Origin of the sequence: Pseudorhodoplanes sinuspersici, from assembly GCF_002119765.1 — a bacterium.
Classification (GTDB): domain Bacteria; phylum Pseudomonadota; class Alphaproteobacteria; order Rhizobiales; family Xanthobacteraceae; genus Pseudorhodoplanes; species Pseudorhodoplanes sinuspersici.
The window spans coordinates 2,543,336-2,567,858 of sequence record NZ_CP021112.1; the positions used below are offsets into that span (position 1 = coordinate 2,543,336).

Annotated in this window: 22 protein-coding genes and 1 pseudogene; 17 read left to right on the plus strand and 6 right to left on the minus strand. The window is 57.0% G+C overall.

Going from position 1 to position 24,523, the window contains the following annotated elements:
* Positions 1 to 18 precede the first annotated feature (18 nt).
* Entirely contained in the window at positions 19 to 399 is a 381-nt protein-coding gene (locus tag CAK95_RS12340) for a cupin domain-containing protein (protein ID WP_086088186.1), read from the minus strand.
* 240 nt (positions 400 to 639) lie between these two features.
* On the opposite strand from CAK95_RS12340, the gene CAK95_RS12345 reads away from it, so the two are divergent.
* Together CAK95_RS12345 and CAK95_RS12350 are read left to right on the plus strand one after the other, a co-directional pair.
* Entirely contained in the window at positions 640 to 1,842 is a 1,203-nt protein-coding gene (locus tag CAK95_RS12345; RefSeq protein WP_086088187.1) for an FAD-dependent oxidoreductase, read from the plus strand.
* 26 nt (positions 1,843 to 1,868) lie between these two features.
* Complete coding sequence (locus tag CAK95_RS12350; protein WP_086088188.1) at positions 1,869 to 2,561, plus strand: DUF2848 domain-containing protein; 693 nt, start codon at positions 1,869 to 1,871, stop codon at positions 2,559 to 2,561.
* Between the two features lie 562 nt (positions 2,562 to 3,123).
* Here the strand turns inward: CAK95_RS12350 and CAK95_RS29175 are convergent.
* Positions 3,124 to 3,366 (minus strand): hypothetical protein, encoded by a 243-nt coding sequence (locus tag CAK95_RS29175; RefSeq protein ID WP_147413649.1) that lies wholly within the window; start codon positions 3,364 to 3,366, stop codon positions 3,124 to 3,126.
* Positions 3,367 to 3,837: 471 nt separating this feature from the next.
* Here CAK95_RS29175 and CAK95_RS29180 point away from each other — a divergent pair, with 471 nt between their 5' ends.
* The 14 genes from CAK95_RS29180 to CAK95_RS12420 all read left to right on the plus strand — a co-directional run bounded on the left by CAK95_RS29180 (position 3,838) and on the right by CAK95_RS12420 (position 17,219).
* Entirely contained in the window at positions 3,838 to 4,146 is a 309-nt protein-coding gene (locus CAK95_RS29180; protein WP_147413651.1) for a hypothetical protein, read from the plus strand.
* A 41-nt stretch (positions 4,147 to 4,187) separates the two neighbouring features.
* Entirely contained in the window at positions 4,188 to 5,321 is a 1,134-nt protein-coding gene (locus tag CAK95_RS12355) for an ABC transporter substrate-binding protein (RefSeq protein ID WP_086088189.1), read from the plus strand.
* A 65-nt stretch (positions 5,322 to 5,386) separates the two neighbouring features.
* The gene (locus tag CAK95_RS12360) at positions 5,387 to 6,259 is read left to right on the plus strand and encodes a branched-chain amino acid ABC transporter permease (protein WP_086088190.1); all 873 of its coding nucleotides are present in this window, start codon (positions 5,387 to 5,389) and stop codon (positions 6,257 to 6,259) included.
* Positions 6,260 to 6,263: 4 nt separating this feature from the next.
* Positions 6,264 to 7,223: a branched-chain amino acid ABC transporter permease gene (locus CAK95_RS12365; RefSeq protein ID WP_086088191.1), complete on the plus strand. Its 960-nt coding sequence runs from the start codon at positions 6,264 to 6,266 to the stop codon at positions 7,221 to 7,223.
* On the plus strand, positions 7,220 to 8,008 hold the full coding sequence (locus CAK95_RS12370; RefSeq protein WP_086088192.1) for an ABC transporter ATP-binding protein: 789 nt from the start codon (positions 7,220 to 7,222) through the stop codon (positions 8,006 to 8,008). The genes CAK95_RS12365 and CAK95_RS12370 overlap by 4 nt, the downstream gene beginning before the upstream one ends.
* Before the next feature lie 17 nt (positions 8,009 to 8,025).
* Positions 8,026 to 8,736, plus strand: coding sequence for an ABC transporter ATP-binding protein (locus tag CAK95_RS12375; protein ID WP_086091373.1), 711 nt, complete (start codon positions 8,026 to 8,028; stop codon positions 8,734 to 8,736).
* Positions 8,737 to 8,822: 86 nt separating this feature from the next.
* Positions 8,823 to 10,049 (plus strand): FAD-dependent monooxygenase, encoded by a 1,227-nt coding sequence (locus tag CAK95_RS12380; RefSeq protein WP_183044252.1) that lies wholly within the window; start codon positions 8,823 to 8,825, stop codon positions 10,047 to 10,049.
* 26 nt (positions 10,050 to 10,075) lie between these two features.
* A complete protein-coding gene (locus CAK95_RS12385; protein ID WP_086088193.1) occupies positions 10,076 to 10,831 on the plus strand; it encodes a maleate cis-trans isomerase family protein in 756 nt (251 codons plus the stop codon).
* 17 nt (positions 10,832 to 10,848) lie between these two features.
* The gene (locus CAK95_RS12390) at positions 10,849 to 11,655 is read left to right on the plus strand and encodes an alpha/beta fold hydrolase (RefSeq protein ID WP_198343835.1); all 807 of its coding nucleotides are present in this window, start codon (positions 10,849 to 10,851) and stop codon (positions 11,653 to 11,655) included.
* A 41-nt stretch (positions 11,656 to 11,696) separates the two neighbouring features.
* On the plus strand, positions 11,697 to 12,743 hold the full coding sequence (locus CAK95_RS12395; protein WP_086088194.1) for a 2,5-dihydroxypyridine 5,6-dioxygenase NicX family protein: 1,047 nt from the start codon (positions 11,697 to 11,699) through the stop codon (positions 12,741 to 12,743).
* Positions 12,740 to 13,360, plus strand: a complete 621-nt coding sequence (locus CAK95_RS12400) for an isochorismatase family protein (protein ID WP_086088195.1) — start codon at positions 12,740 to 12,742, stop codon at positions 13,358 to 13,360. The genes CAK95_RS12395 and CAK95_RS12400 overlap by 4 nt, the downstream gene beginning before the upstream one ends.
* Positions 13,361 to 13,450: 90 nt before the next feature.
* Entirely contained in the window at positions 13,451 to 14,260 is an 810-nt protein-coding gene (locus CAK95_RS12405; RefSeq protein WP_086088196.1) for a TetR/AcrR family transcriptional regulator, read from the plus strand.
* 331 nt (positions 14,261 to 14,591) lie between these two features.
* Positions 14,592 to 15,308, plus strand: coding sequence for a Crp/Fnr family transcriptional regulator (locus CAK95_RS12410; RefSeq protein ID WP_086088197.1), 717 nt, complete (start codon positions 14,592 to 14,594; stop codon positions 15,306 to 15,308).
* Between the two features lie 834 nt (positions 15,309 to 16,142).
* Entirely contained in the window at positions 16,143 to 17,219 is a 1,077-nt protein-coding gene (locus CAK95_RS12420) for a patatin-like phospholipase family protein (protein WP_086088199.1), read from the plus strand.
* A gap of 111 nt (positions 17,220 to 17,330) precedes the next feature.
* Here CAK95_RS12420 and CAK95_RS12425 read toward each other — a convergent pair whose 3' ends face one another.
* Positions 17,331 to 20,687: an adenylate/guanylate cyclase domain-containing protein gene (locus tag CAK95_RS12425; RefSeq protein ID WP_086088200.1), complete on the minus strand. Its 3,357-nt coding sequence runs from the start codon at positions 20,685 to 20,687 to the stop codon at positions 17,331 to 17,333.
* A gap of 1,022 nt (positions 20,688 to 21,709) precedes the next feature.
* Here CAK95_RS12425 and CAK95_RS30300 point away from each other — a divergent pair.
* Positions 21,710 to 22,494, plus strand: a pseudogene (locus CAK95_RS30300) (arginase family protein); the annotation flags it as partial.
* A 97-nt stretch (positions 22,495 to 22,591) separates the two neighbouring features.
* Here the strand turns inward: CAK95_RS30300 and CAK95_RS12435 are convergent.
* From CAK95_RS12435 to CAK95_RS12445, 3 genes are all read right to left on the minus strand, one after another.
* On the minus strand, positions 22,592 to 23,104 hold the full coding sequence (locus tag CAK95_RS12435; RefSeq protein ID WP_198343836.1) for a GntR family transcriptional regulator: 513 nt from the start codon (positions 23,102 to 23,104) through the stop codon (positions 22,592 to 22,594).
* The gene (locus CAK95_RS29625) at positions 23,095 to 23,346 is read right to left on the minus strand and encodes a GntR family transcriptional regulator (protein ID WP_198343837.1); all 252 of its coding nucleotides are present in this window, start codon (positions 23,344 to 23,346) and stop codon (positions 23,095 to 23,097) included. The genes CAK95_RS12435 and CAK95_RS29625 overlap by 10 nt, the downstream gene beginning before the upstream one ends.
* A gap of 250 nt (positions 23,347 to 23,596) precedes the next feature.
* Positions 23,597 to 24,430 (minus strand): sulfite exporter TauE/SafE family protein, encoded by an 834-nt coding sequence (locus CAK95_RS12445; protein WP_086088202.1) that lies wholly within the window; start codon positions 24,428 to 24,430, stop codon positions 23,597 to 23,599.
* Positions 24,431 to 24,523: the final 93 nt, after the last annotated feature.

A 24,523-nucleotide genomic window follows, 5' to 3' on the forward strand; every position in this document is an offset into this window, starting at 1 on the left:
TTCAGGAACACCCAACGCTCAAACCGGATCGAAATAGTGGATTTCAAGCAGGAGGCAGCCCTTCTCCGACTTGAAAGGGCCGTGATAGGCGCCAGGCGGACGGCACGCATAGGTGAAGGGGCTGAACGATTCACCGCCATGCCCTTTGTCGTCATTGCCAACTGTTAGATCGCCCGACACCAGGAAGACTTCCTCCCAATAGTCATGAACGAATGGGGCGGTCGTGTAGACGCCCGGATCGAACCGCAGCAGGCGTGTCCTGCTGCCGCGCTTGTTCACCTCATCCAGGCCACCGGCCAGGATCTTCTGCTGAATGCCTAACGGATAGCCCGCCGGCACTTCCCAGCCTGTTGTCAGATCAAGCGTATGAAATTCGTCGTGCAGTTTGTTCACTGGCATTTTTCGACACTCATTTTGGCAATCGGTGGGCCTGACCCGCCTGATGAGAAACCGGGGACCTCGTTTGTACCCCCCTCGGCTGAATGCATATTCCATCTGATACATCACAAATACAAGCCCAATACTCTTGCATCTTACGATTATAGAATAAGCTTGACCAAATGCTCCTCTAGTTGAAATATCAGAGTTAGGCGTTCTCGCCTACACGCTTGCACCAAGAAACGACGGGACTGCGACATCATGAGTAAGGGAGGCCAGCGCATATTGATCGCCGGGGCAGGGCCGGTCGGGCTGGTTGCAGCCGCTCACCTGGTTCGTCAGGGCGTGCCGGTGACGGTGTTGGAGAGCGGTTCGGAGTTGAGCACCGAGTCTCGCGCATCGACCTTCCATCCGCCCACGCTGGATATGCTGCACGAGATCGGCGCAGCCGAGCCTCTGATCGCGCAGGGTCTGATCGCACCGAAGCTGCAATATCGCTCCAAGCGCGACGGCGTCATCGCGCAGTTCGATTTTGGCGACATCGCCGACCTAACGGGGCACCCCTATCGATTGCAGGCCGAACAGTTCAAGCTCACGCGCATTCTGCTCGATCAACTGCAGAAATTTCCCGAATTCGAGATCGAGTTCGATGCCGCGGTCGAGCACGTCGAGCAGGATGAGAATGCGGTCAATGCCCATGTCCGGCGCGGCGCCTCACTCGAGACCCGCTCAGGAGCATGGTTGATCGGCGCAGACGGCGCGCGGAGCGTGGTTCGCAACGCGCTGAATATCGAGTTTGAAGGCTTCACCTGGCCGGAGCGCTTCCTGGTCGTCAGCACACCGTTCGATTACGATCAGGTGTTTCCTGATCTGGTGTCGGTGAATTACTTCGCCGATCCGGTCTGCTGGCATTTCCTGTTGCGGGTCGGAGATGTCTGGCGTGTGATGTTCCCGATTCCAGCCGACGTCAGCGACGACGACGCGCGAAAGCCGGAATTTGCACAGGGAATGCTCTCGCGCATCGTGCCCGGCGTCGATCGCTACGAAATCCGCCACACGACGCTTTACCGCGTTCACCAGCGGGTCGCGAAGACATTCCGGTCTGGACGCACCTTCCTGGTCGGCGATGCTGCACATATCAACAATCCGCTCGGCGGCATGGGCATGAATGGCGGCATTCACGATTCCATCAATCTGTCGCAGCGACTGGCCGCTGTCTGGAAGGGCAACGCTCCGGACAAGGAGCTTGACCGCTATGACCTGCAGCGTCGCCAGGTTACGCTCGAATATGTGCAGGCCCAGACCATCCAGAACAAGCGCGATCTGGAAGCCGCGGATGAAGCTGCACAGAACGAATTCCGCGACCGCCTCCGCCATACGCGGGATGAGCCGGACTTGCGTCGGACCTATCTGCAGAGAATTGCGATGATCAGCAGTCTCCGCCGCGCGGCCGAGCTTGGATAACTTCGGCCTTTGAAAAAGGACAACACATGACGGGCCGTACGCTCGCACTGACGTTTGCAACCCGCAACGGAACGACGCATGAGGACGTGACGATCACCCAATGCGTCGTTGCCGGCTGGACCGGCCGCGACAAGGTGGCGCTTGAAAAGCATATCAAGGAGCTTGAGGAGCTCGGCGTGAAGCGGCCAGCCTCGACGCCGATCTTCTACCGGGTGTCGGCGCAGCGCCTCACCACGGCCGACGCTATCGAGGTGCTGGGCCATACGTCCAGCGGCGAAGTGGAATATGCGCTGCTGCAGCATGCCGGTCAGTTGTGGGTCGGCGTCGGCTCCGACCACACCGATCGCGAGGTTGAAACCTACGGGATCACGGTGTCCAAGCAGATCTGCGAAAAACCGCTCGCTCCCGTTTTCTGGCCGGTTGAAGAGGTCGCGCCGCATTGGGACAGCCTGGTGTTGCGCTCCTATATTCTCGAGAACGGCAAGAAGACGCTTTATCAGGAAGGCAAATTGGCTGGCATGCTTTCGCCTGACGACCTCATCAGGGATTATACGTCAGGGAAAGCATTGTCCGACGGAACGCTGATGTTCTGTGGCACTTTCGCAGCCATCGGCGGCATCCGGCCTGCATCGCGGTTTGACTTTGAGATCTCCGACGAAACCCTGGGCCGCACAATCAGTTCCGGTTACGATTCTGTGTCTCTGCCGATATTGGGGTGAGATACTTCTGTAGGGCCAACGGACATCGAGCTATCCACCTCAGACGGATGATGGTTTTCATGGTTATCCCATTGGCCTCGGCAATGTTTTCTTCGGCGGGCAGCGAACCCTTCGTGGGTAAATGCGCGATATGAAAGTCTGAACGGCTAATTTCTGATGGAGTGGCCGTGGTCGAGTAATGGCGTAAACACTATGAGCCTGCACTCATCGGCGAAGTTATAGGTCTCCTGGGCCACAAACATCATCGCCCGGAAATGCTGCATCTGGATCGGAGTACGGCAATGCCACAATCTCTATCCTGCTGGTCCAAAATACCCACTCGCGGGGCCATTGTGGAAGCAGAGAAGCATTTCGGCATGTAGCCGACGGAATGCGCCGGTCAGAAGATCTACCGCGCGCGCTTGGTGGCAAGTGAGAGCCGCAGCAAGGATTGCGTCTCGTTCCAAACGTCGGTCCCGCGTTATTCAATCCTGACGAGAATGCCAATGAGATCGCAACGAACGCTGTAGCGACAAATGGCCGGTCCCGAAGGACCAGCCGCTGGATCTGGCGCCAGTCGTCGTTACCAACAGCGGCGCACCCATCGGCAGCGGCGGTAATATCCGTAACCGCGGCAAATGCGGACGCTGCGACAGCGCGGTCCGCGATATCTGCGGTAGGGACGATATTGCATCTGCTCGACGACATTCAGCATGCTCGCGGCGCCAGCAATAGCAGCCCCGTTAGCCGGCGCGGCCGATACACCACCGGTACCTGCAAGACTCAAACCGATGGCGACCAACATCGCTATAAGGAATGTTTTCATTGAAATCTCCGTTCTTCTTCCCAAGGCGCGGATATCGTTCGTCTCGGAGCGGCTAGTAAGTCGCCGATAACATCGGTCCGATCTGCCGAACCAGCTGTTCGTCCGATATTACCGCAGCGATCACAATAGAGATGTTAGCAGAGAAAGCAGCGACATTGGGATGGATTGGCAGCGACTCATCGTCGCCGCGGCAACGTACTGAACGAGCCGTCGTCGCGGACATTCTGCAGATCTTCCATGGTGATATCGCTCGGTAAGTGAGCGCATGATGCCACGGGCGTTTAGCGCGACAAAAGGGGTGCTGAGGGATCTGCGACCGAGGTGGGCAGAGCCGCTCGAATCTCAAACGCAGAGGCGGCGCATCCGACACGATTCGACCGTGTGACCTCCACCCCTCGGAGGCTGGAAAGACGGTTTGCGCGACCGGTTCGACCCGCACACCAGAGCGCGCTGAGACGCTGTAGTCGTTAGTTGGTTCTGGTTCTCGATACCGAAGCCAGTATTCCTGTGGCGCCCCCGAATTTCCGTCCTGGTACTTCCGTGGTGTTTCCGCGGAAAGAGTCCAAGGGAGCAGCGCAGCCGCAGGAGCAGGTCGCATGGCAAAGCTCCAGCAAGCGCATCGTCGATCACGCCGAAGCCGGCACGGGGCGCGGCCTAATAAAGTGGCTTGACAGCAAATCAAACCTCCCCATAATTAATTATCTGATTAATAAAATAACTAAGAGACGACGAAGGTTCGTCTCTGTTGCGCTCAATGTGCCGGGTGGAAGCGATTTCTGATGGACGGCTGTTTCGCCGTCGGTAACAAAACAGGAGGGGATATGAAGCAAGCCATTTTAGCCAATATTATTTTGGCTACTGTCGGATTGGCAGTTTCGGCACATGCGCAAGAGGAGATCCGGATTGGGCTTGTGGAGCCTTTGACGGGCTCGGTGGCCTACAATGGAAACTCGGTCGTCGAAGGTGCAAAACTTGCCATTGCGGAGGTCAATGCCGTCGGCGGTATTCTCGGCAAGCAAGTCCGGCTCATTGTTGAGGACGGGCAATGCAAGCCGGCAAATTCAGTTAATGCAGTCGAAAAGCTCGTCCAGAAGGACAAGGTCGCGGTTCTCGTTGGTGCATTCTGCAGTTCAGCAACGGCAGCAATCATGCCGGTGGCGCAGAAATATAAGATCCCGCTGGTCACTGGCGTATCGTCGAAAGCTGATCTGACGGAGCAGAGCAATCCGTACTTCTTTCGCGCGGCCGAGACCGATGCGCTGATGGCGCGAGCTTTTGCCAAGATCCTTGCAAAAGATCTGAAGCTCACGAGCGTCGCTTATATTGGCGTAAATGATGACTGGGGTCGTGGCGGTGTTGAGGAGTTTGCGCGCGATCTGTCCGGACTTGGAGTCAAGAAAGCGCTGGTCGAATATTTTGATCATGGCACTACGGATTTTTATACATTGTTGGCGAAGCTCCGGGCGGCAAAGCCGGATGGTATCTTTGTTGCTGCCGAAACGCAGGACGGATCGATCCTTGTCAAACAAATCCGCCAAATGGGGCTTAATACGAAAGTCTTTGGCGTCGGCTCGTGGGCAACGCCTGATTTCATCAATCTGACGGGAGAAGCCGCGGAAGGTATTCACGCTGCAGTCCCTTACGCTTCTAGCATGGATACGCCCCGGAATCAGGCATTCGTGAAGAAGTACGAGACGCAGTACAAGACGAAGCCCGGTAAGTACGGCGCCGCCGGTTACAACGCGATGAATATTGTCACGGCGGCCATTGCCAGAGCCGGCAGCACCGATCCGGAGGCGATCCGCGAAGCGCTGCACAAGACACGCTATGAGGCGCCGAATGGCGTCTACGAATTCACCAAAAAGGGTCAAGCTTACGGCTTCGAAGCGGTCCTCGTCAGAATCGAGGGCAAGGAACCCAAAGTCATCGCATCGACGCCCGTCGCGATGCACTAGCCGCAGCTGAGATCGCCTTCATCGGCCAAGTCCGGTGAAGGCTGCATGACTTTGCAAGGCGTGACATGGACCTCTTTCTCCAATTTCTGACAAACGGCCTCGTGATCGGCGCCTTCTATGCGCTGTCAGCGCTCGGGCTCACTCTGATCTTTGGGCTGATGCGTGTTGTCAATTTCGCGCATGGCGAGATCTATATGCTCGGCGGCGTCACGGGCTGGTTCTTTACATCCTATCTGGGCCTCAATTTCTTTGTCGGCCTTGCTCTCGTGACAGCGTGCATCGCGGTGTTGGGGTGGCTTGTGGACCGCTTCCTCATCGAGCGTGTGCGAGGGCAGGGGGAGGAGCCTGGCATTCTTCTTACAATCGGCCTCTCGATCTTCCTCGCCAATTTCACGCTGCTTGTCGTGGGGCCGGCGCCCTTGAAGGTCGCCGGCGCCGTGAGCGAGGCGCCGATCTTCATTGGGCCTATTGTCATCACCAAGCTTCGGCTGACTGCGGTCCTCGTGACAATCGCGCTCATCATGGCGGCGCATCTTCTCATCCAGAAGACGCGGCTCGGGCAGGCCATGCGGGCCACATTTCAGGATTCCATGGCGGCCAATCTTGCCGGCATCCGGACCAAACAGGTTTATGCCGCGACTTTTGCGCTCGGCTGCACATTAGCGGCACTATCGGGCATGTTGCTCGCCTCCATTTATTCGGCGCAAGCTTCGATTGGTGGTCTTGTCAGCTTAAAAAGCTTCGTGGTGGTGATTCTGGGCGGCATGGGTAGCTTTGCGGGCGCTATCGTTGGGGGATTGCTGCTGGGCGTCGCTGAGGCGATGTGGGGCGGTTATGTGGCCACCGGCATGGTCGATATCATCGGCTTCGTGCTCGTCATTCTGATCCTTCTGTTCCGGCCTCAAGGCATCTTCGCCTCCCACGCCGAAAGGGCATGATCAGATGAATATTGAGAGCAATACCCTTCTGACAGCGTTGGCGGCGGCGGTTCTCTTGCCCTTCGTCGTACATGATCAATATCTGCTGCACCTCGCGATCATGGCGCTGTTCTACGCCGTGCTTGCAAGCAGTCTGAATCTCGTTGTTGGCTATGTCGGCGAATTTTCACTTGGTCACACGGCCTTTCTCGGTGTCGGCGCCTATACGGCCGCGCTTCTCTCGGCCAAGCTCGGCTTCCCGATGTGGATCACAATTCCCGTCGCGGGTGCCACATCGGCCGCGTTTGGCTATCTGATTGGTGCGATCACACTTAGGCTTCAGGGGCCCTATTTTGTGATCGTCACCCTCTCTTTTGCGGAAGTCTTGAGGCTCGTTGCTAACAACTGGATCGGCCTGACCAACGGTCCCATGGGCCTTGCCGGCATCAGCCAGGACGGGATCGCCGACAAGCGCGCATTCTTTTACATCGTGCTCGGCATTGCCGTGCTGTCGTTTTATCTCTGCTATCGCTTCGTCTATTCCAATTCCGGCCGTGGTGCGGTGGCCGTTCGCGAGAATCGCTATGTCGCCCAGTCGATTGGCGTGAATCCTTTCGAATCGGCGATGCAAGCTTTCGTGCTGGGTGCGTTTCTTGCCGGCCTCGCCGGTGGATTTTACGCGCACTACATCTCGTTTGTCGGGCCCGAGGTATTCCAGTTCGCCTTTATGGCCAGCATGATCATCATGGTGCTGATCGGCGGCAAAGGAACGTTGGTCGGGCCGCTGATCGGTGCGGTGATCGTTACGCTGCTTGAGGAATATCTGCGCGAAGTGCAGCAGTTGCGCCTGACGCTGTTTGGTCTGATCGTGATGGCGATCGTCCTGTTCCTCCCCAATGGTCTTATGAGCTTGATCCCCCGCAGAAACGAAAGTCGAAATGTGGATCTTGTCGGCGCCGCTCCCGTCAAGGAGGGTTCGCTATGACGATTGTTGAGACCAGCCAGCCGCTACTAAGGGCCGAGAATCTCACCATGCGCTTCGGCGGGATCACCGCGGTGAAGGCGTTCGATCTGGAAGTCATGTCCGGCGAAATTGTCGGATTAATCGGTCCGAACGGGGCCGGAAAGACGACGTGTTTCAATATGCTGACGGGCTTTTATGCGCCCACCGAGGGGCGCGTTTGGTTCAAGGGTGAGGACATTACCGACAGAAAGCCTTACGCAATCGCTCGGCTCGGTATCGTGCGCAGCTTCCAGAAGACCAACGTGATGAAGAAACTTTCGGTCTTCGAGAATGTGTTGACCGGACATTATATGGAAGGCCGGCAATCGCTCGTCAGCACGTTCTTTCCGGCTGGGAAGGTGCGGCAGACCGAGAAAGCGTTGCGCGAAAGTGCTGCTGCCATTGTCGACATGGTAGGTCTCGGGCGTCGAATGAATGCCCCGGCTCACCTTCTCTCCTGTGGTGAATTGCGGCTCCTTGAGGTTGGAGTCGCGCTTGCTGCGAAGCCATCGCTTCTGATGCTCGACGAGCCGGCCGCAGGCCTCAATAGTCATGAGGCGGCCGCCTTCGGCGAGGTGCTGAAGACGCTTGTCGGGCGCAGCGTTGAGGCGCTGCTGGTTGTGGAGCACAACATGGGACTCGTTATGGCGGTCTCCAGCCGTGTGGTGGTGCTGAATTTTGGTCAAAAACTCGCTGAAGGTCTTCCTGCGGATATTCAATCGAATCCGGAAGTGATCGAGGCCTATCTTGGAAAGGCTGCGGCATGATTCCGGAAGGTGGTGACATGCCAGCGCTTGCCGTGAAAAACTTGCATGTCGCTTATGGCAGCATTGCCGCCCTGCATGGCATCTCGCTCGATGTTCAGAAGGGGGAAACCGTCGCACTTATCGGCGCCAATGGCGCTGGCAAGAGTACGACGCTGCGCGCGATTTCCGGTCTCCTGCCGGTGAGTTCAGGCGATGTCCTTTGGGAGGGCCGCTCGATCGCCAACCTCGCTCCCGATCGGATTGTCGCAGCCGGTATCGCGCACTGTCCCGAGGAGCGGCATGTTTGGCCCCATATGACGGTCGCGGAAAATATCGCATTAGGAGCATATCTGTGCCGCTCCAAAGAGGAGGTCCAGCGCCGCACCGGCATGGCTTTTCACCGCTTCCCTCGATTGAGGGAGCGAGCGCACCAACTGGCCGGCACGCTTTCAGGTGGCGAGCAGCAGATGCTGGCAATCGCTCGCGCGCTCATGTCGGAGCCTCGTCTTCTGATGTTGGACGAGCCGAGTCTTGGACTCAGCCCGAAAATGGCGGAAGAGGTGTTCGAGGTTGTGCGCTCGATCAATGTCCATGGCGTGACGGTGTTGCTGGTCGAGCAGAACATCCACAACGCCTTGAGCGTGGCGAACCGCGCCTATGTGGTCGAGACCGGCCGCATCGTCGCGAGCCGGCTGTCGGGAGAGTTGCGGAACGATCCCGAATTGTTACGGGCTTATCTGGGCGGTTGATATTCGGGGTAGACGGGTGAAGTGTCCTGAAATAATTAAATGATCAGATAATTATTTGTCTGGCTCCCGGTTGGAGGAAAACGACGGTGGGATCAAAGCTGAGAATTGGCATCATAGGTGGCGGTATTGGCGGTGTTGCCCTGACCGGCTGCCTCCTGCAGCGCGGTTTTGAGGTGCGCCTCTTTGAACGCGCGCAGGGCTTCGGTGAAGTTGGGGCGGGCATTCAGATGACACCGAATGCCGTCAAGGTCATGAAGGCGTTGGGACTGCTCGACAAGATGCTCGAGGCGGGGTTCCTGCCGCATGCGCTCGTCGGCCGTAATTGGCGAACTGCGCGCGAGAACTTTCGTACGCCGCTGATTGATGTGTGTCCGGTGCTTTATGATGCGCCGTTCATTCATATCCATCGTGCCGATCTTCACGCCATTTTAGCTTCGCTCGTTTCCGATGCGGTGCCGAGCTTCAATGTCAATTGCGTCGGTGTCCGTCATGAGAAGAACACTGCGGTTGCGATGTTCGCCGACGGCACCGAATACGAAGCGGATGTGATCGTCGGTGCGGACGGCGTCCGATCAATCGTCAGATCAGAGCTGTTTGGTGCGGAAGATCCACGCTTTACCGGTCATATGTGCTACCGGGCTGTCGTGCCCGTGGGCGGTGTGGTGGATTTCGTCAGTCCCGACACCTCGTTCTGGCTTGGCCCGAACGGTCATATCGTGACCTACTATGTGCGCGGCGGCCAGGCCGTGAACATTGTCGCGGTTGCCGAAACCAGGACCTGGGTTGAGGAATCCTGGAATGTTGCTTCAAGCAAGAGCGAGATGCTCGCTCAGTTTCAGAATTGGCATCGCAATATTCAGACACTCTTCGACCGGGTCGAAGATGTCTACAAATGGGGTCTGTTTGATCGGGACCCGATGACAAGTTGGTCCAAAGGGCGGGTGACGCTTCTCGGAGATGCGGCGCATCCCATGCTGCCGTTCCTGTCGCAGGGTGCCGCCATGGCGATCGAGGATGCGTATGTTCTGGCGGCTGCGCTGGATGGTCATGGAAGAGACGTGGCGTCAGCATTTCGAGATTATGAGGCGGAGCGTCTTCCGCGCACCAGCCGCGTTCAGCTCGAAGCACGAGAGCGCGGGCGCACCTACCATTTGCCGTCGGCATTCGCGCAGGCGAAGCGCGATTTCACCTATTGGGTCCGAGGTCTGTTCAATCCACAAACGTCAGGAATTCGGGCGAACTGGGTTTATGAGTATGACGCGCGCAAGTTCCGACCAAACGTAGCCGACAAATCATCGCGGCTTGTGGCCTGAAATAACGACCAGAGAAGTGTTTTGTAATGAGCAAAATATACCGCATCGGCCAAATCGTTCCGAGCTCCAACACGACCATGGAGACAGAGATTCCGGCTATGCTGAATGCGCATGCGCAGGCCCATGGAACGCGCTTCACCTTTCATGCGAGCCGCATGCGCATGAAAAAAGTGAAAAGGGAAGAACTTGCGGCGATGGATGCGGAGTCTGATCGTTGTGCGATGGAGCTGAGTGATGCCCATGTCGACGTGCTGGGTTATGCCTGTCTTGTCGCCATCATGAGTATGGGAAAGTCCTATCACCGTGTTTCACAAGAAAGGTTGCATGGCCATACGGTGGAGAATGGCGCGCCCGCGCCCGTGGTCACCAGCGCGGGCGCTCTGGTCGATGCGCTACATACCCTGAGCGCCAAACGCATTGCTGTCGTCGCGCCTTATATGAAGCCGTTAACGCAGCTCGTGATCGATTATATCGAGCACGAGGGTGTTGAGGTGATCGACTCGCGCGCTTTGGAGATTCCCGACAATATCGAAGTGGGACGGCACGATCCCGCCCGACTGCCTGATATTGTTTCTGGCATGAATGGCGTCGCTAATGTCGATGCCATCGTTCTCTCAGCCTGCGTGCAAATGCCGTCCCTGCCCGTGATTGCCGAAGTCGAGGCTCGTACAGGTAAACCTGTGATCACGGCCGCCGTTGCCACCACCTATGCGATGCTGAAAGCGCTCGAACTGAAGCCCTTTGTGCCGGGCGCAGGCGCGCTTCTGTCCGGCGCCTATTGAAGATCGGGGGGGGCATTTTGACCAGCACGTTCCAATACGGGGCCAATATTCGCGCTAACGGTATCCGTCAACATTTTCTGCGCTATGGCGGCGCAGGTCGAAATGTCGTGATCCTGCCTGGCATCACGAGTCCTTCCATCACGTGGGGGTTTGTTGGCGAGCGGTTCGGTCGCAACTTCGACACCTATATCCTGGATGCGCGGGGCCGGGGTTTGTCCGAGACGGGCGACGGTCTCGATTACAGCCTCGATGCCATGGCTGCCGATGCTGCTGCCTTCGTCACGGCGCTCGATCTTGAAGATTATGTGTTCGTCGGTCACTCCATGGGAGCTCGCATTGCGCTCCGTGCGGTGAGCCGCCATGGCGCCAAGCCCGGCGCAATGGTCATGGTCGACCCGCCTGTCTCCGGTCCAGGCCGCCGCCATTATCCGGCGAAGCTTCCTTGGTATGTGGACTCCATCCGTCTGTCCCGCGAGGGCTGCGATCAGGAAGCGATCCGTCCATTCTGCCCGACCTGGAGCGACGAACAATTGCGGCTGAGAGCTGAGTGGCTGCACACTTGTCACGAGGGCGCCATTGTCACGGCTTTTGAAGCCTTCAAAACCGACGACATTCATTCGGATTTCTCGCGTATCTCCTGTCCGTCGATGATGATGGTGGCCGGCCGTGCCGGTGTCATCCTGCCTGAAGACGAGAAAGAGATCAGCACGCTTCAACCCGCTCTCAGAATCGTCAAAGTGGAGAACGCCGGACACATGATCCCCTGGGACGACGAGGAAGGCTTTTACCGAGCGTTCGGAGATTTTCTCGGCAGAGCGGTCTGAATGGATTTCGAGCAACACTAATCAGATGTGAGGATCATCCAATGCCCGTCAGTGATGCCGATATGGTTCGTGCATGGACGCACGTTCTCAGCTTGTCCAAGCTTCAGCCGAAGCAGACAGTCACGATTCTGACCAGTCAGACCACGCATCCGCAAACATTATCGACCGCCATCATAGCGGCCTCCAATCTCGGCGCGACGGTAAATCGACTGGATTTGTCGCCTGTGAATGCGGAATTTGCTCATAGTCGGGATAGTCTGGCCTATCTCGGCACAACGCCCTTGACCGGTAACCGGCCAGCCATCGCTGCGCTGAAGGAGAGCGATCTTGTACTTGATCTCATGACGCTTCTCTTTTCGCCAGAGCAGGCTGAAATTCTGGAGAGTGGTACAAAGATTCTGCTCGCTGTCGAGCCGCCGGAGGTGCTGGTCCGTCTTCTGCCATCTCTGGAAGACAAGGCTCGTGTTGGGGAGTCAGCAGCGCTCTTGCAAGGTGCCAGGGAAATGCGAGTGACATCCAAGGCCGGCACTGATCTGCATCTGCCGATGGGAGAATTCCCTGTCATTCAGGAATATGGTTTTGTGGATGAGCCCGGCAGATGGGATCATTGGCCAAGCGGCTTCAGTCTTACTTTCCCCAACGAGGGCCAGGCTTCCGGCCGCGTCGTGCTTGATCGTGGTGATATCCTGTTGCCGATGAAAACATATATCAATACGCCGATCGAGATGATCGTCGAGAAGGGCTATGTTACGTCGATCAAGGGTGATGTCGATGCCGATCTCCTGAACGACTATATGGGATCGTTCGACGATCGCGAGGCCTATGCAATTTCCCACATCGGCTGGGGACAACAGAAGCGGGCCCGCTGGTCGACCCTCGGGCTCTATGATCGCGAACAGACCATCGGCATGGATGCACGGGCCTTTGAAGGGAACTTCCTATTTTCCATGGGCCCGAACAATGAAGCTGGCGGTTCGCGGACGACGGCGTGCCACATCGATATTCCCATGCGCAACTGCACCGTCTTGCTCGACGGTCAAGAAGTTGTGCGTGAGGGCAAGGTGGTGTCCTTGAAGCAGGCTGCATGACGAACGGCGCTTCTGAGGAAGATATCTACAGCCGGCAGGGATTCGGCCATTCTCTGGGGATCCAGGGACAGGTCGGGTTCCTGATGGTCGACTTCGTCAACGGCTTTTCCGATCCGGCCGTGTTCGGTGGTGGCAATATTGCTAGCGCCATTGAACAGACGCATGACGTGCTGATGCTGGCACGAAACCGCCGATGGCCGGTGGCTCATTCCCGGATTGTCTATGCCGACAACGGTGCGGACGCGAATGTGTTTTCGGCGAAGGTGCCAGGGATGTTGACCTTGACCGAGAACGCTTCGATCAGCGCCATTGTCCCAAGCCTGGCGCCGATCTCGGGTGAATGCATCGTACGCAAGACCGCGCCGTCGGCCTTTTTCGGTACGGGGCTTGCGCCCTGGCTGACGATGCACCGGGTCGAGACGCTTCTGATCGCCGGCTGCACCACCAGCGGCTGCGTGCGCGCCAGCGTGGTCGATGCGATGTGCCACGGTTTCCGCCCGGTTGTCATCGCCGATTGTGTTGGGGACAGGGCCATGGGGCCTCATCAGGCGAGCCTTTTCGATATCGCCCAGAAGTACGGAGATGTCGTCCGCAGAGCGAGCATTCTGGCTTTGTGAACCTCTGGCCGGGTGATAAAGCATCGGTGGTTATGTGGGGCTCGCATTCAATATGACGGGGCCCTCCGGTGCGGTTATTGCAGCTAGATCATGAGCACGTCTAAATCGAAACTTTCTGCTTCCGTCGGTGAGCGAAAAAGGGCCGGCGCTCGGGCGGGGGAGTTAAAAGAACGCCGCCGCCGAGCTGGGCCGGGCCGGCCTGAGGGCGTCAGCAATGTCCGCGATGAGATTCTCGACGCTGCTGAGATCGAGTTCGCCAGCCTGGGCTATGCGGGAACAAGCCTCCGCAATGTTGCGGAACGGGCGCATGTCACGCAGGCACTTATCAATTACTATTTTGGCTCTAAATACGGTCTTTTCGAAAGCGTCTTTCTGCGGCGGGCGCGACAGATTGTAGACGAGCGTATGAGACTCCTCGATGAGCTACGACGTTCGCATCGATCGTTTCAGGTCCGCGATGTCCTCAAAGCTTTTTTGATGCCAGCTTTGTCGATGCGAGAAACGCCGGGCGGGCGGATCTTCATGCGTCTGCAGGCCCGGCTGCATACTGAGCCGCCCGAGATCTCTTATAAGCTTCGTAATGAAGCCTATGATGAGTCGACCCGGATCTTTGCTGAAGCGCTGCATGACTTGTTGCCCCACCTTTCCGAAAAGGATGTCTATTGGCGTATGACCATGGTCGTTGGGGGATATCTCTATGCTTTCTCCGACACTCATCGTCTGGAGGTGATGGCGCCGGGTATCTGCAATCCCAATGACGTCGACGAAGTCTTGAGTGCCATCAGCAGCTTTATGACGGCTGGCATGCTTGCGCCAAGTCCAAAGGGGAATTCGGCAAAGCAGGAATCGGTTCGCAAGCCCAAAGCATTACTCACGGGGCGTACGAGACGGGGTACTTGACGGGTGCGACCTACGAACGAAATGCGCTCAATGCAGTGCTCAATCGGCGCGGCCGCCCTCAGTTACGAACACAACCCTTCCGTGTGCGGCGCGGCACTGCTCGCGCTATCACAGCCCGTCGCTGTGCTGGCGCCCGCGCCGATTGAGGCCCACCAAGAATGTCACGTAACGGCATAGGGCGGATCGTTGCATGGCCTTATATGGACCCGCACCGGTTTTAGTGAGAGACTACCTTCGACTAATAAGCCGGACGTTGATTCAATTCCGAGTCGTCACGATTTGATTCCTCGAAAAATTGTAGCGATCGGAAGGCGATTGTTGGTCCTTAACCGTGGCGAAAAATCCGACTTCGGGCGCATCTGCACCGTGTGGTGACAAGCTAGCGTTCTTGCGGAATCATCCAATTTTCGGAGTTCTCGATTCCGATCTTTTGGAACGACTTCGCGCGCATGCGTTGCAGAAAACTTTCTCCCACGGGACAACGATTTTTTCCAAAGGGGATGCGGGCAGCAGTCTGTTCGTGATCCTTGAGGGCCAGGTAAAAGTGATTTCTTTTTCGCCGTTGGGAAAGAACGCTGTGTTCAATGTGCTCAGCGCTGGCGATATTTTTGGGGAAATTGCCTTGCTGGATGGTGGCGAGCGCACGGCCGATGTAACGGCGGTCACCGATTGTAAGCTGATGGTGATCGAACGTCGCGATTTCTTGCCGCTTGTTCACGGCAGGCCGGATATTGCTCAGAAGCTGATCGAGGTTTTGTGCGCCCGACTGCGGAATACCAGCCGTCAAGTCGAAGAAGTCATGTTTCTGGATCTTGCTGCGCGGCTCGCGAAGGCTCTTATTCGCCTCCTTCCTCCAAACAGCAAAAGCGGTCACAACAAGCTGATGCTCACGCAGAATGAGATTGCGCAGATTGTCGGAGCATCCCGAGAAAGCACCAACAAGCAGCTTCGTGAATGGGAGGAAAAGAAGTGGGTTCGCCTCGAGCGAGGGGGGCTGATCGTGTTGTCACCTGACGCGCTATCGGTGCTGGCGGGCGCGGATGAATAAGCTCAGTTTGTGCCGAGGTGGCCGCTTTTTTCTCAATCCTGGCATTCGAGTTGGATTGTGAGTGGGCACAGCTCGTCTGTTTGTACGGGAACGTGACCGTGTGTCAGCCAGCGCATGTCCTCGATATAGGGTTCTATTGCGCTTGTGTCGGCACCACAATTACAGCTTGCGACAGCGTCGCCTGGTAGAAATTGCGCGAGGCATAGCAACACGGCGGACCCCAACGCCGCTTTCTTGAATATCTCCATGATACAACCTCCACTGTGCATGCCGGCTGAGCCAACGTGCTGGTGGGGCTTAGGCCCTCACTGCAGGGAGGTCTGTGAGATGGATTACTCAGGCTCTCATTATGGTGATCGTGAATCCCACATCATAGTTCCGCTATATACTCCCGATCGTGAGAGTAGCGCATGGTATAGTTTTCGATCGTCTGCATAACCTTATGGCCGGTCCGAAAGGCGTGAAGTAAATACGGATATCGACAACGTCGGCATATATGTGCGGCGTTTCGGCATGCCGTCCTCCATATGGAAGGTTTTATGTGATGTCGTCATGCCTTGTTCTGTAAGCCACATCACATTCGTACGGGTTAAAAACGCAAATTTTTGATGCTGCGCTCCTGGGGTGGGCGTCGTGGGCAAGTTTTTCCTTCAAATGTGATGCGGCTCACAGAGGCTATCCGACACGCTGGTCTAATGCGTTCGGTAATTCAGCCGCGATCGACAATTGGAGTATTCGACAAGTCCCCGGAACTTGCACTATCATTGCGTTTAATGGCGAGTGAATTGTTCTGTCTGCAAGTCGTTTCCCAGTCTGTCGCTTCGGAGAATGGCAATGAAACGGGCAATCACGCTTGCCGGCGGCGGTCCTGCAGCCGGTCTTCATATTGGTGCTTTGAAAAGATTGGAAGAGGCGAACATCAATTTCGATGTTTGGGCGCTATCCTGCATCGGTGCTTGGGTCGGAATTGTTTATAACCAATTCGAGAAGGGCCATCAGGCCGATCGTACATATGAGTTTTTCCGGAACGGCGTCTTCCGCGACGACGTTTCGTATTCACGCTTTCCGATCAACACGGTCTTTGGTCCCGATTGGGGTACGATCGGAAAGGCGGCAATGGAGTTCTTCTTAGACCCAAGGAGCTATCAAAATCTTTGGCTGCCTGACAAAGTCATGAAATCCGCACAGGAAACGCTTAATTTTCTCGATGATCGATCAAAGTGGAATGAGGGCGACGCAAATAATTGGATTCTCAATCACGTCATGGCGGTCAATCCATTTGTCCGCTTCTGGACATCGATGATGTACCTCTCCAACGTCGACGGTTTGTCTCGTATCTATTATCCGGGAAGCAGCTTTCTGAACGCGATTGATTTTCGGTGCCTTTCCGAGAAGGACAAGCCTTTCATTTTTCACAATGCGTGGAATCTGAGCAAGCAAAAGCTTGAGCTGTTTTCAAATCATCCAGGGGATGGTTACAGGCCAATAACAGCCCAGACGTTATGCGCTTGTTCTGCCTTGCCGTTTGTTGAAGGAACGGTGGATATCGACGGCGATACCTATTGCGAAGGGGCGTTGATCGATACGGTCAATTTCTGGCGGTTGCTCGAGGACAACAAGGATCTGGATGAAATCTGGGTTAGTAGAATTGTCGATGCTACCCAGGTCAAGGCTCCGAAAAACCTCACTGAAGCATTAGGTAATCTGTGCATGTTGTTTGCGGCGACGGTCGGCGAGGACGATATCAAGCTTTTCAAGCATCACGTACGAGAAGAAGGGAAATGGCACGGCAGAATCATCGAGATCAAGGTTGATGCCAATATCAACTTCGACTGGAGTCATGCCAATCTGGATAACGGCTGGGATCGCGGCTATCACGCAGCGGGCGAGGCTTTGAAGAACTATTCCTAGAGCGGATGCCGAAAGGAGGCAGAGGCAACGTCTTTCGGGCGACATCAAGGTCTAACGTGTAGAACCGATCAACTGTGGCTTTGGATCGAGTTGATCCAGGGGTGTCGTGATTTAGCTGCCGGCGTCCAGAAGCGACTTAGCTCGTTTCAGATCCAAAGTGTCATGACCTTCAGTGAAGCGTTCATAGATTGGTACGATGGTTTCGCGGCAGGCCTGAAAATCACCGCGTGTTATCTCGATAGCTGCCAAATCCGTAGCCAAACGCAGCGCGAGCGATATAGCGCGCTGTTTGTTTGCAATAGCAAGTGCGCTTTTCAGCAGAGAAGTTGACTTGTCTATCGCATCGGCGGCGCCATATCCAAATGCGACCTGCGCTTTCAGCCGCAACAACTCGGGTTCAAAAAGACGCTCGGAATTGTCTTGAACTACTGCAAGCCCCTTTTCGATAATTTCCCTGGCATGCTCCATTTTCCTCTGGGAAAGGTAGGTGTCAGCGAGCAACACATAGAGAGCGGTGATGCCAAGCTGATACCCCGATGTTTTGTACTCCTGCAGCGCTGGGACGACCTCTTCGGCGGTTTTGGAATCTGGGTCTAGCTTTGTCATGCTGATGCCGCGAACAGCCCGGGAAAGCCCACGCCATTGGCGAAATCCGTGCTCTTCTGACAATGCAAGACAGCGCTCCGCATGCGCAAGCGCAATGGAGGATTCTCCACGCAGAGCGTGCAAAACCGAGGCGTAATAGCAGGCATAGGCGAGCGAATGGGAGTGCCCAATAGTTTCCGCCCGCGCGATCGCCTCGGAGACACGGGCGACAGCGGTGTCGACCGATCCGAGAAGCCATAAGCACCACGACATCAGCGCCATGTCGGCGACACCGGCATCCTGTCCTGCAGCGCGAGCGGCCAGTCGCACCTCGTCGCTGCTGGTATTGAAGGCGTCCAGTGCGTGTTCGATGACTGTGCTGGCTTCCGTCAACTGTCCTAGGAATAGCAGGATCATGGCTTGCCCGCGCGTCGCGTTGAGAAGCGCTGGCTTGTCGTCCCTCTTGTGCGCACGCTCTAGCAGCACGCTGATTGTTTCGCGTGCAAGCGGCAATTCTCCACGTATGACGCTCGCGGTGGTGAGCCAAAACATGACCTGGAGATATTCCGGTGGATCGCCCAGTTGTTCGCACAGATCTCGAGAGCGGATGAAGGTCTCGACGGCCGCGGTTGAAGCCGGCCCCTGCGTTGCGATCAGACAAGGTCCCAGGGCTAACCTGAAATCGAGCTCTTGCCTGATCTTTTCGGGGCTATTCGGAACGCGAGGGAATGTAGCGAGGCCGCGTTGAAGGTGAGCGATTGCCTCGAGATTGGCGGATCGCATGGCCGCTTTTTTTCCGGCCGCGAGCCAGTAGTCACGGGCCCGGTCGACGAGTGTCGCTTCAGTAAGATGATGGGCCAGCGTCTCCGGCTGAGCCTCGACGATTTCGGGAAAGCGGCGTTCAAATGTGTCCGCAATTGCAGCGTGAAGCTGAATCCGGCGGCTCTTCAAGAGGCTCTCGTAGGCGGCATCGCGCACAAGGGCGTGCTTGAACGTGAAAACCGACTGGGGCATTTCGCCACGACAAAAGACCAGTTCCGAGCTGACAAGCTGCCCCAGCGCGGCATCAAGCCGATCCTTTGGCAAATCGGCAACGGCCATCAGAAGCTCGTAGGAAAATTGCCGGCCAACAACAGCTCCGATCTGCGCAATTTCCCTAACCGGTGCGAGGCGGTCGAGGCGAGCCGTCAGTGAAGCTTGCAACGTGGTTGGGATGGCCATTGTCGGTAACGGATGATCGAGCTCATAATGGTCATCGTGCTCATGCAGCAGCCGGCTTTCCAGAATCGTCTTGGTCAGTTCCTCGACAAACAGAGGGACGCCGTCGGTGCGCGCCAGAATTTCATTGACGACCGTGTCGGGAAGCACCTTTCCCGCTGCCACCTGCTGTATGAGGGCGATACCGCTGCTCTTGCTAAGGCGTGTGAGCGGTGTGGTTGTCACATGTGCGTGGCTGGGCCACGGCGGAATGAATTCGGGTCGGGCTGTGATCAGGACCAGTGCCCGCAAATGGCTGACATGTTCGACCAAGATGGTCAGCAGCTCGAGAGAGGTCGGATCAATCCAGTGGACATCCTCAAACAATAACAGAAGTGGTTGTTCGGCGGCTTGGCGCTCAAGAATTTCCATGATCGAGGCGAGGGTCTTTTCCTTATGCTTCTGCGGATTGAGCTCCGATGGCGAGTAGCCCACGTTCGGTGGCAACGATAGAAGGCTCGCCAATGTCGCCAGTGTTTCGGCGCTTTTGGGGTCCGACGCTGCGACGAATGTCTTCAGCTTTTCGAATTTTTCGACGGGTGAATCGCCGCGTTCGAAGCGCGCCGCACGCTCAATCTGACTAATAAAAGGAAAAAGAACGCTGTTGGTATGGTGGGCTGAACAATAATACCGGAAGGCAACGTGAGGTTCGGACTTTAGTCGTTCTTGCAACGCAAGAGCGATATGCGATTTTCCAATTCCCGGTTCGCCAGTCAGTACAAAGACGCGGCCTTCACCTTGTGCCGCGCTTCGCCAGCGCCGCATGAGCAGCTCGATTTCTTCTTCACGGCCGATCAGAGGCGAGAGCGCTGCGGGGTGTTGCGCTTCGAAGCGGCTCTCAGTTTCGATTGGGCGCACAACGCGCCAGGCGCGCAGCGGCTGTGACCATCCTTTAACGGTCGATGGGCCGATTTCCCGGTATTCGAACTGGCCTTCGGTCAGACGCCGTGTGTTCGGACAGATGACCACTGTGCTTGGCGCAGCGATCGTCTGAAGGCGTGCGGCGAGATTGGGGGTTTCACCAACGACGCCTTGTTCTTGATCGCTGCCGGCGATCAGAAGGTCACCGACAACCACCGTTCCAGTGGCGATTCCGACGCGGACTTGCAAACCAATTCCGCTTTCGAACTCAAGACCAGAAACCGCTTCGATCAGTTTGAGAGCTGCGCGAACGGCCTGTTCGGCATCATCCTCATGCGCTTCCGGATAGCCAAAATACGCAAGCACGCCGTCGCCCATGTAGCGCGCGACAATGCCGTTGTGATCCCGAACGACCTGTGTGATTTCCGAATGGTGACGGCTGATGATCGTGCGCAAATCTTCGGGATCGAGCCGGACTGAAAGCGCCGTGGAACCGACCATGTCGCAGAACAATACCGTAAGTTGACGCCGTTCAGCGGCGTCCCGTGTTTTTTCGGTGCCCCGCGACGGCTCGACTCCCGCCGTGCTGGTCAATTCAGTGATTGCCCGCAACAGCTTGCGACGATGCCCAAGCGGGATACCGATGTCCTTCAGGTCGGCTTCAGACAGATCGGGGAGTACCGAAAGATCGATTGCGTGCTCCTGAAAGAGCGGAAGATATTCCGAAAGGCCGATCGACCCGAGCCACTCGTTCAAACGGTTCATGAGAGCTGGCCTGCTGACTCAATCCGCACAGACTACCACAAAACGACGGAAAAAGCGCCGTGGGCTATCCGCGTTCGGGGATCGGCCTTGACGCCTTTGCGTGCAAACCGGTCGCACCGGCCTCCGTTTCCTGCCGTATTCAGTCGGCTACGGCGGCCTTATCTGCAAATTTTCGTCCAATGTGAGCTGCTTCACAGCGGCTATGTCGGCATAGGGTTAGTCTTAGGGGCGACCACAAAACGGAGGCGTCCCCATGAGTACGAAATGTCCGACACGGACTTCAGCGACTGAAAACAAATGTCCTGTGCCGCGGGTAACCTGGGGACACGTTGGCTGTCTAACAGCAATTGTGGGCGTATTTGCTTTTTTGATCATGAATAATGGGCCGCTTGGTGCGGCCAATAACAGCCCCGCGGAAAGTAAAATTGCCGGCCAAGGTGTCGTGACCGAGAATTCGAACGCGACGACAGCAGCTCTTCTTTCTCAAGGTCGGCCTGCAGAAACTCGTCCTATTCAACCGCCCAGCGATGCGGCACAGTTGCAAGCTGATTCCACCGCGCGGTCAGGAGGATTAGGTCTTCTTCCGTCTTTGGCTCTTGGCAATATACAAGCGGGAGCGGGGAGGTGCGACACCAGCGACGTTTGCCATTACAGCATGGCGTTGATCGGAGCCGAGGCACAAATGGCCGAGCGGTCAGAGGCTGGGACGGCCGTATCGCTTGAACCAATATGCGCGGCCAAAGATCTGGACGCGACTACGCGGACAGAGCAGGTTGGGACAATTGAAGTGCCATCGGACAAACTATGCTGATGACGGCACGTGCAAATTGTGCTCATGGCGCGGATCGCGGAAGCACTTGAGCAATGTAAACCACGGGTTGGGAGGCCCCCCGTAGACCTTTAGGTGACCCGATCTGAAGGGCAAGTGTCCCGCAGCGCTGACAGATAACTCCGGTCGGTTCGCTGGCGAGGAACCGTTCCGACATCGCGCACGTTCCAACCCGTAGCGGCTGGAGCCTTCGATGCTAACACGTCCCTATGCAATCATCGAAGCGCCTTCCACGCTGGGTCTTGCGGCTGACGGTGTGGAGGGCTTGCCCGATCGGCTGCTCGCGTTGGGCCTTGCTGAGCATATTCTCGCGCGCCGCGCTGGGCGGCTGGCTGTGCCGCCGAAGGATCGAACGCCCGATCCCGAAACCTGCACCCTGAACGCTAAGGCGATCACAACCTAGTTGTCCGAACTCGCCGATGCTGTAGAGGAGATATTGAATGCGGCAGAGTTTCCGGTGGTGTTGGGCGGCGACTGCACGATCCTCCTAGGCTCGATGCTCGCGCTGCTGCGGCGTGGTCGCTATGTCCTGTTCTTCATCGACGGCCACGCTGACTTCTTCCGCCGGAGGCCGAACCAAATGCTGAGGGCGCATCCATGGAGCTGGCCTTCGTCACCGGTTACGGGCCGGCACTGCTGACAAATCTGGAAGGTCGCCGTCCGCTGGTGCGGACAGAGGATGCCGTCGCGTTTGCGTATCGCGACCACGAAGACCAGGCCGCTTACGGCAGCCAGTCCTTGCCTCCACAGCTCCGGGCCTTCGATCTCTACGCTGTGCGCAGCCTGGGCGTGGAAAGCGGTGCCCATGCGGCAGTTGACCACCTGACGCGGGCAGAGCTGGACGGTTTCTTCATCCATCTGGATGCCGACTGTCTCGATGACGCAATCATGCCAGCGGTCGATTTCCGCATGCCGGGCGGGCTGTCACGGGATGAGCTCAAAGCGGCTCTTCAGATCATCCTGGCGAGCGGAAAATCCCCGCCAGCAAGCGATCTGACATGAGCTGGCGCTTTTTCACATCCGGATTTTGCGCATTAGCTGACTGTGCGGCGGATGTTTGTAGTGAGAAGACACGCTAACGCTCTCGAACGATGCGCTTTCCCCGTTTGATTCGTAGAGCAGGCTTGCGACTGGTCTCGGCGGAAGGATCTTCGCCGTAGGTATCAATGCCGACCAGAAAATCGGTGCCCGCGCGGATGACGTGTTCAGCCGCCAGCGTTGCGGCGGCGCGTTCATCGCCGACAATGATGGCGCGCAGGATCGCGGCGTGCTCGTCCCAAGCGCGGGCTTGGCGGGCGGGATCGGTAGGCGAGAACAGCATGGCGGTTCGCTGGCGCAATTTGGTCAGTAATTCGCCTAGCACCTTGTTCTGTCCCGCCGCCGCCAGTTCGTGATGGAACTGCCGATTGAGATCGGCAAGTTGGTCAAATCTCTTGGCCGCGACTGCCGCCGTTCCCTTATTCAGAACGGCCTCGATACGTTTAATGATCTGCTTGTCCTGGCGGCGCGCGGCAAGCCTGGCGTTCTGCCCTTCCAACAACGCCCGCACCTCGACCGTCTCGCGAGCCTCCTGGTCTGTCATGGCCATGACAGTGGCCCCCGGCGCGCGGTCACTTCCACCAGCCCCTCAGATGAAAGGGCACGAATGGCCTCGCGCACGGGATTGCGAGATACGCCCATCTCTTCCGCCAGTCGTCCCTCGACCAGCCGCTCGCCCGGTTTCAACTGGCCGGACAGGATGGCAAGACGGAGCTCTTCGATGACCCGGCCATGCAAAGGCGGATGATCATCGCCCAATCGCTGCTTCGAACTTCCGTATTTGATCGGCATGATGTGGACCCGTAAGCAGATTCTGCCAACGCGCATGTCCGGCTGGCGCAACTTTGACCAGAGCGCGTTTCAGCCAAAGGCGAATCTGGCGACCGGCACCGTATACAGTCTACAGTCAGCCGGGGCCACCCTTCATCCTTACGTGTGGAAATTTCTTCGTTGCTACAACGATTTGCGTGGATTTTCCGCAATTTTTGCGCCAAATCGCTCCACCTGATCCCGTATGGCGGCGGGATCAGGTGCCTTCGCCTTAGGACAATGCGCTGACGAGGAAGCGTGCCGACGCGATGAGCAGGAACAGGCCAAAAGCAATTTCCAGCCCACGCCGGGGTATGCGGTGTGCCAAATGCGCTCCGTAAGACGCAACGAAACCCGAGATCGGCGCCATGATTCCGAAGCCGATCAGCGAGACAAAACCAACGGAGAAGATCGGTAGCGAGCCTTGATGCGGCAGGCCGGCCAGCATGTATCCAATGGTCCCAGCGAGAGTGATTGGAACGCCAAGCCCAGCCGATGTCGCGATCGCACTGTGGATTGACTTGCCATAGAGCGTGAGGATCACGGTTGCCATCGACCCGCCGCTGACACCCATCAGCGATGAGAGCAGACCCACAACGAAACCATATGCAGTCATAGCCGCCCGGCCCGGAAGGTCATCGGCAATGCGCCACTTTTCATTTCCGAACAGGAGTCGCACGGCGATCAGGCATGCGATAAACGAAAAGATTACCTTGAATATGGCTCCCGGCGCGAAGGCTGCGGCCGTCGCGCCGATAGCTACGCCCACGACGGCGGGTACGCTCCACAGCCGCATGACTCGTTCAATCACCAATCCAGAGGCCTGGTGCGCAAGATAGGAGCGTATGGTCGTCGGAACGATGATGGCGAGCGAGGTCCCGATGCACAATTGCATACGGACGTCCTCAGGCACGTCGAGAAACCGGAATGCCTCGTAGAGTACTGGGATGATAACAGCCCCGCCGCCGATCCCGAACAAGCCGGCGAGAATCCCAGTCGCCATGCCTGCTGCGATGATTGCGGCCGTAAGCCAAAGCAATTCCTCGAACGTAACCCCTAGTAGCATTCCTGATCTCAAATTGGCGTGATGCCCCGCTACGCCAGACCGGATGGTCCGCGGGACTGCGAGCAATGGATGTCATGGTCAGAGTCGAATGAT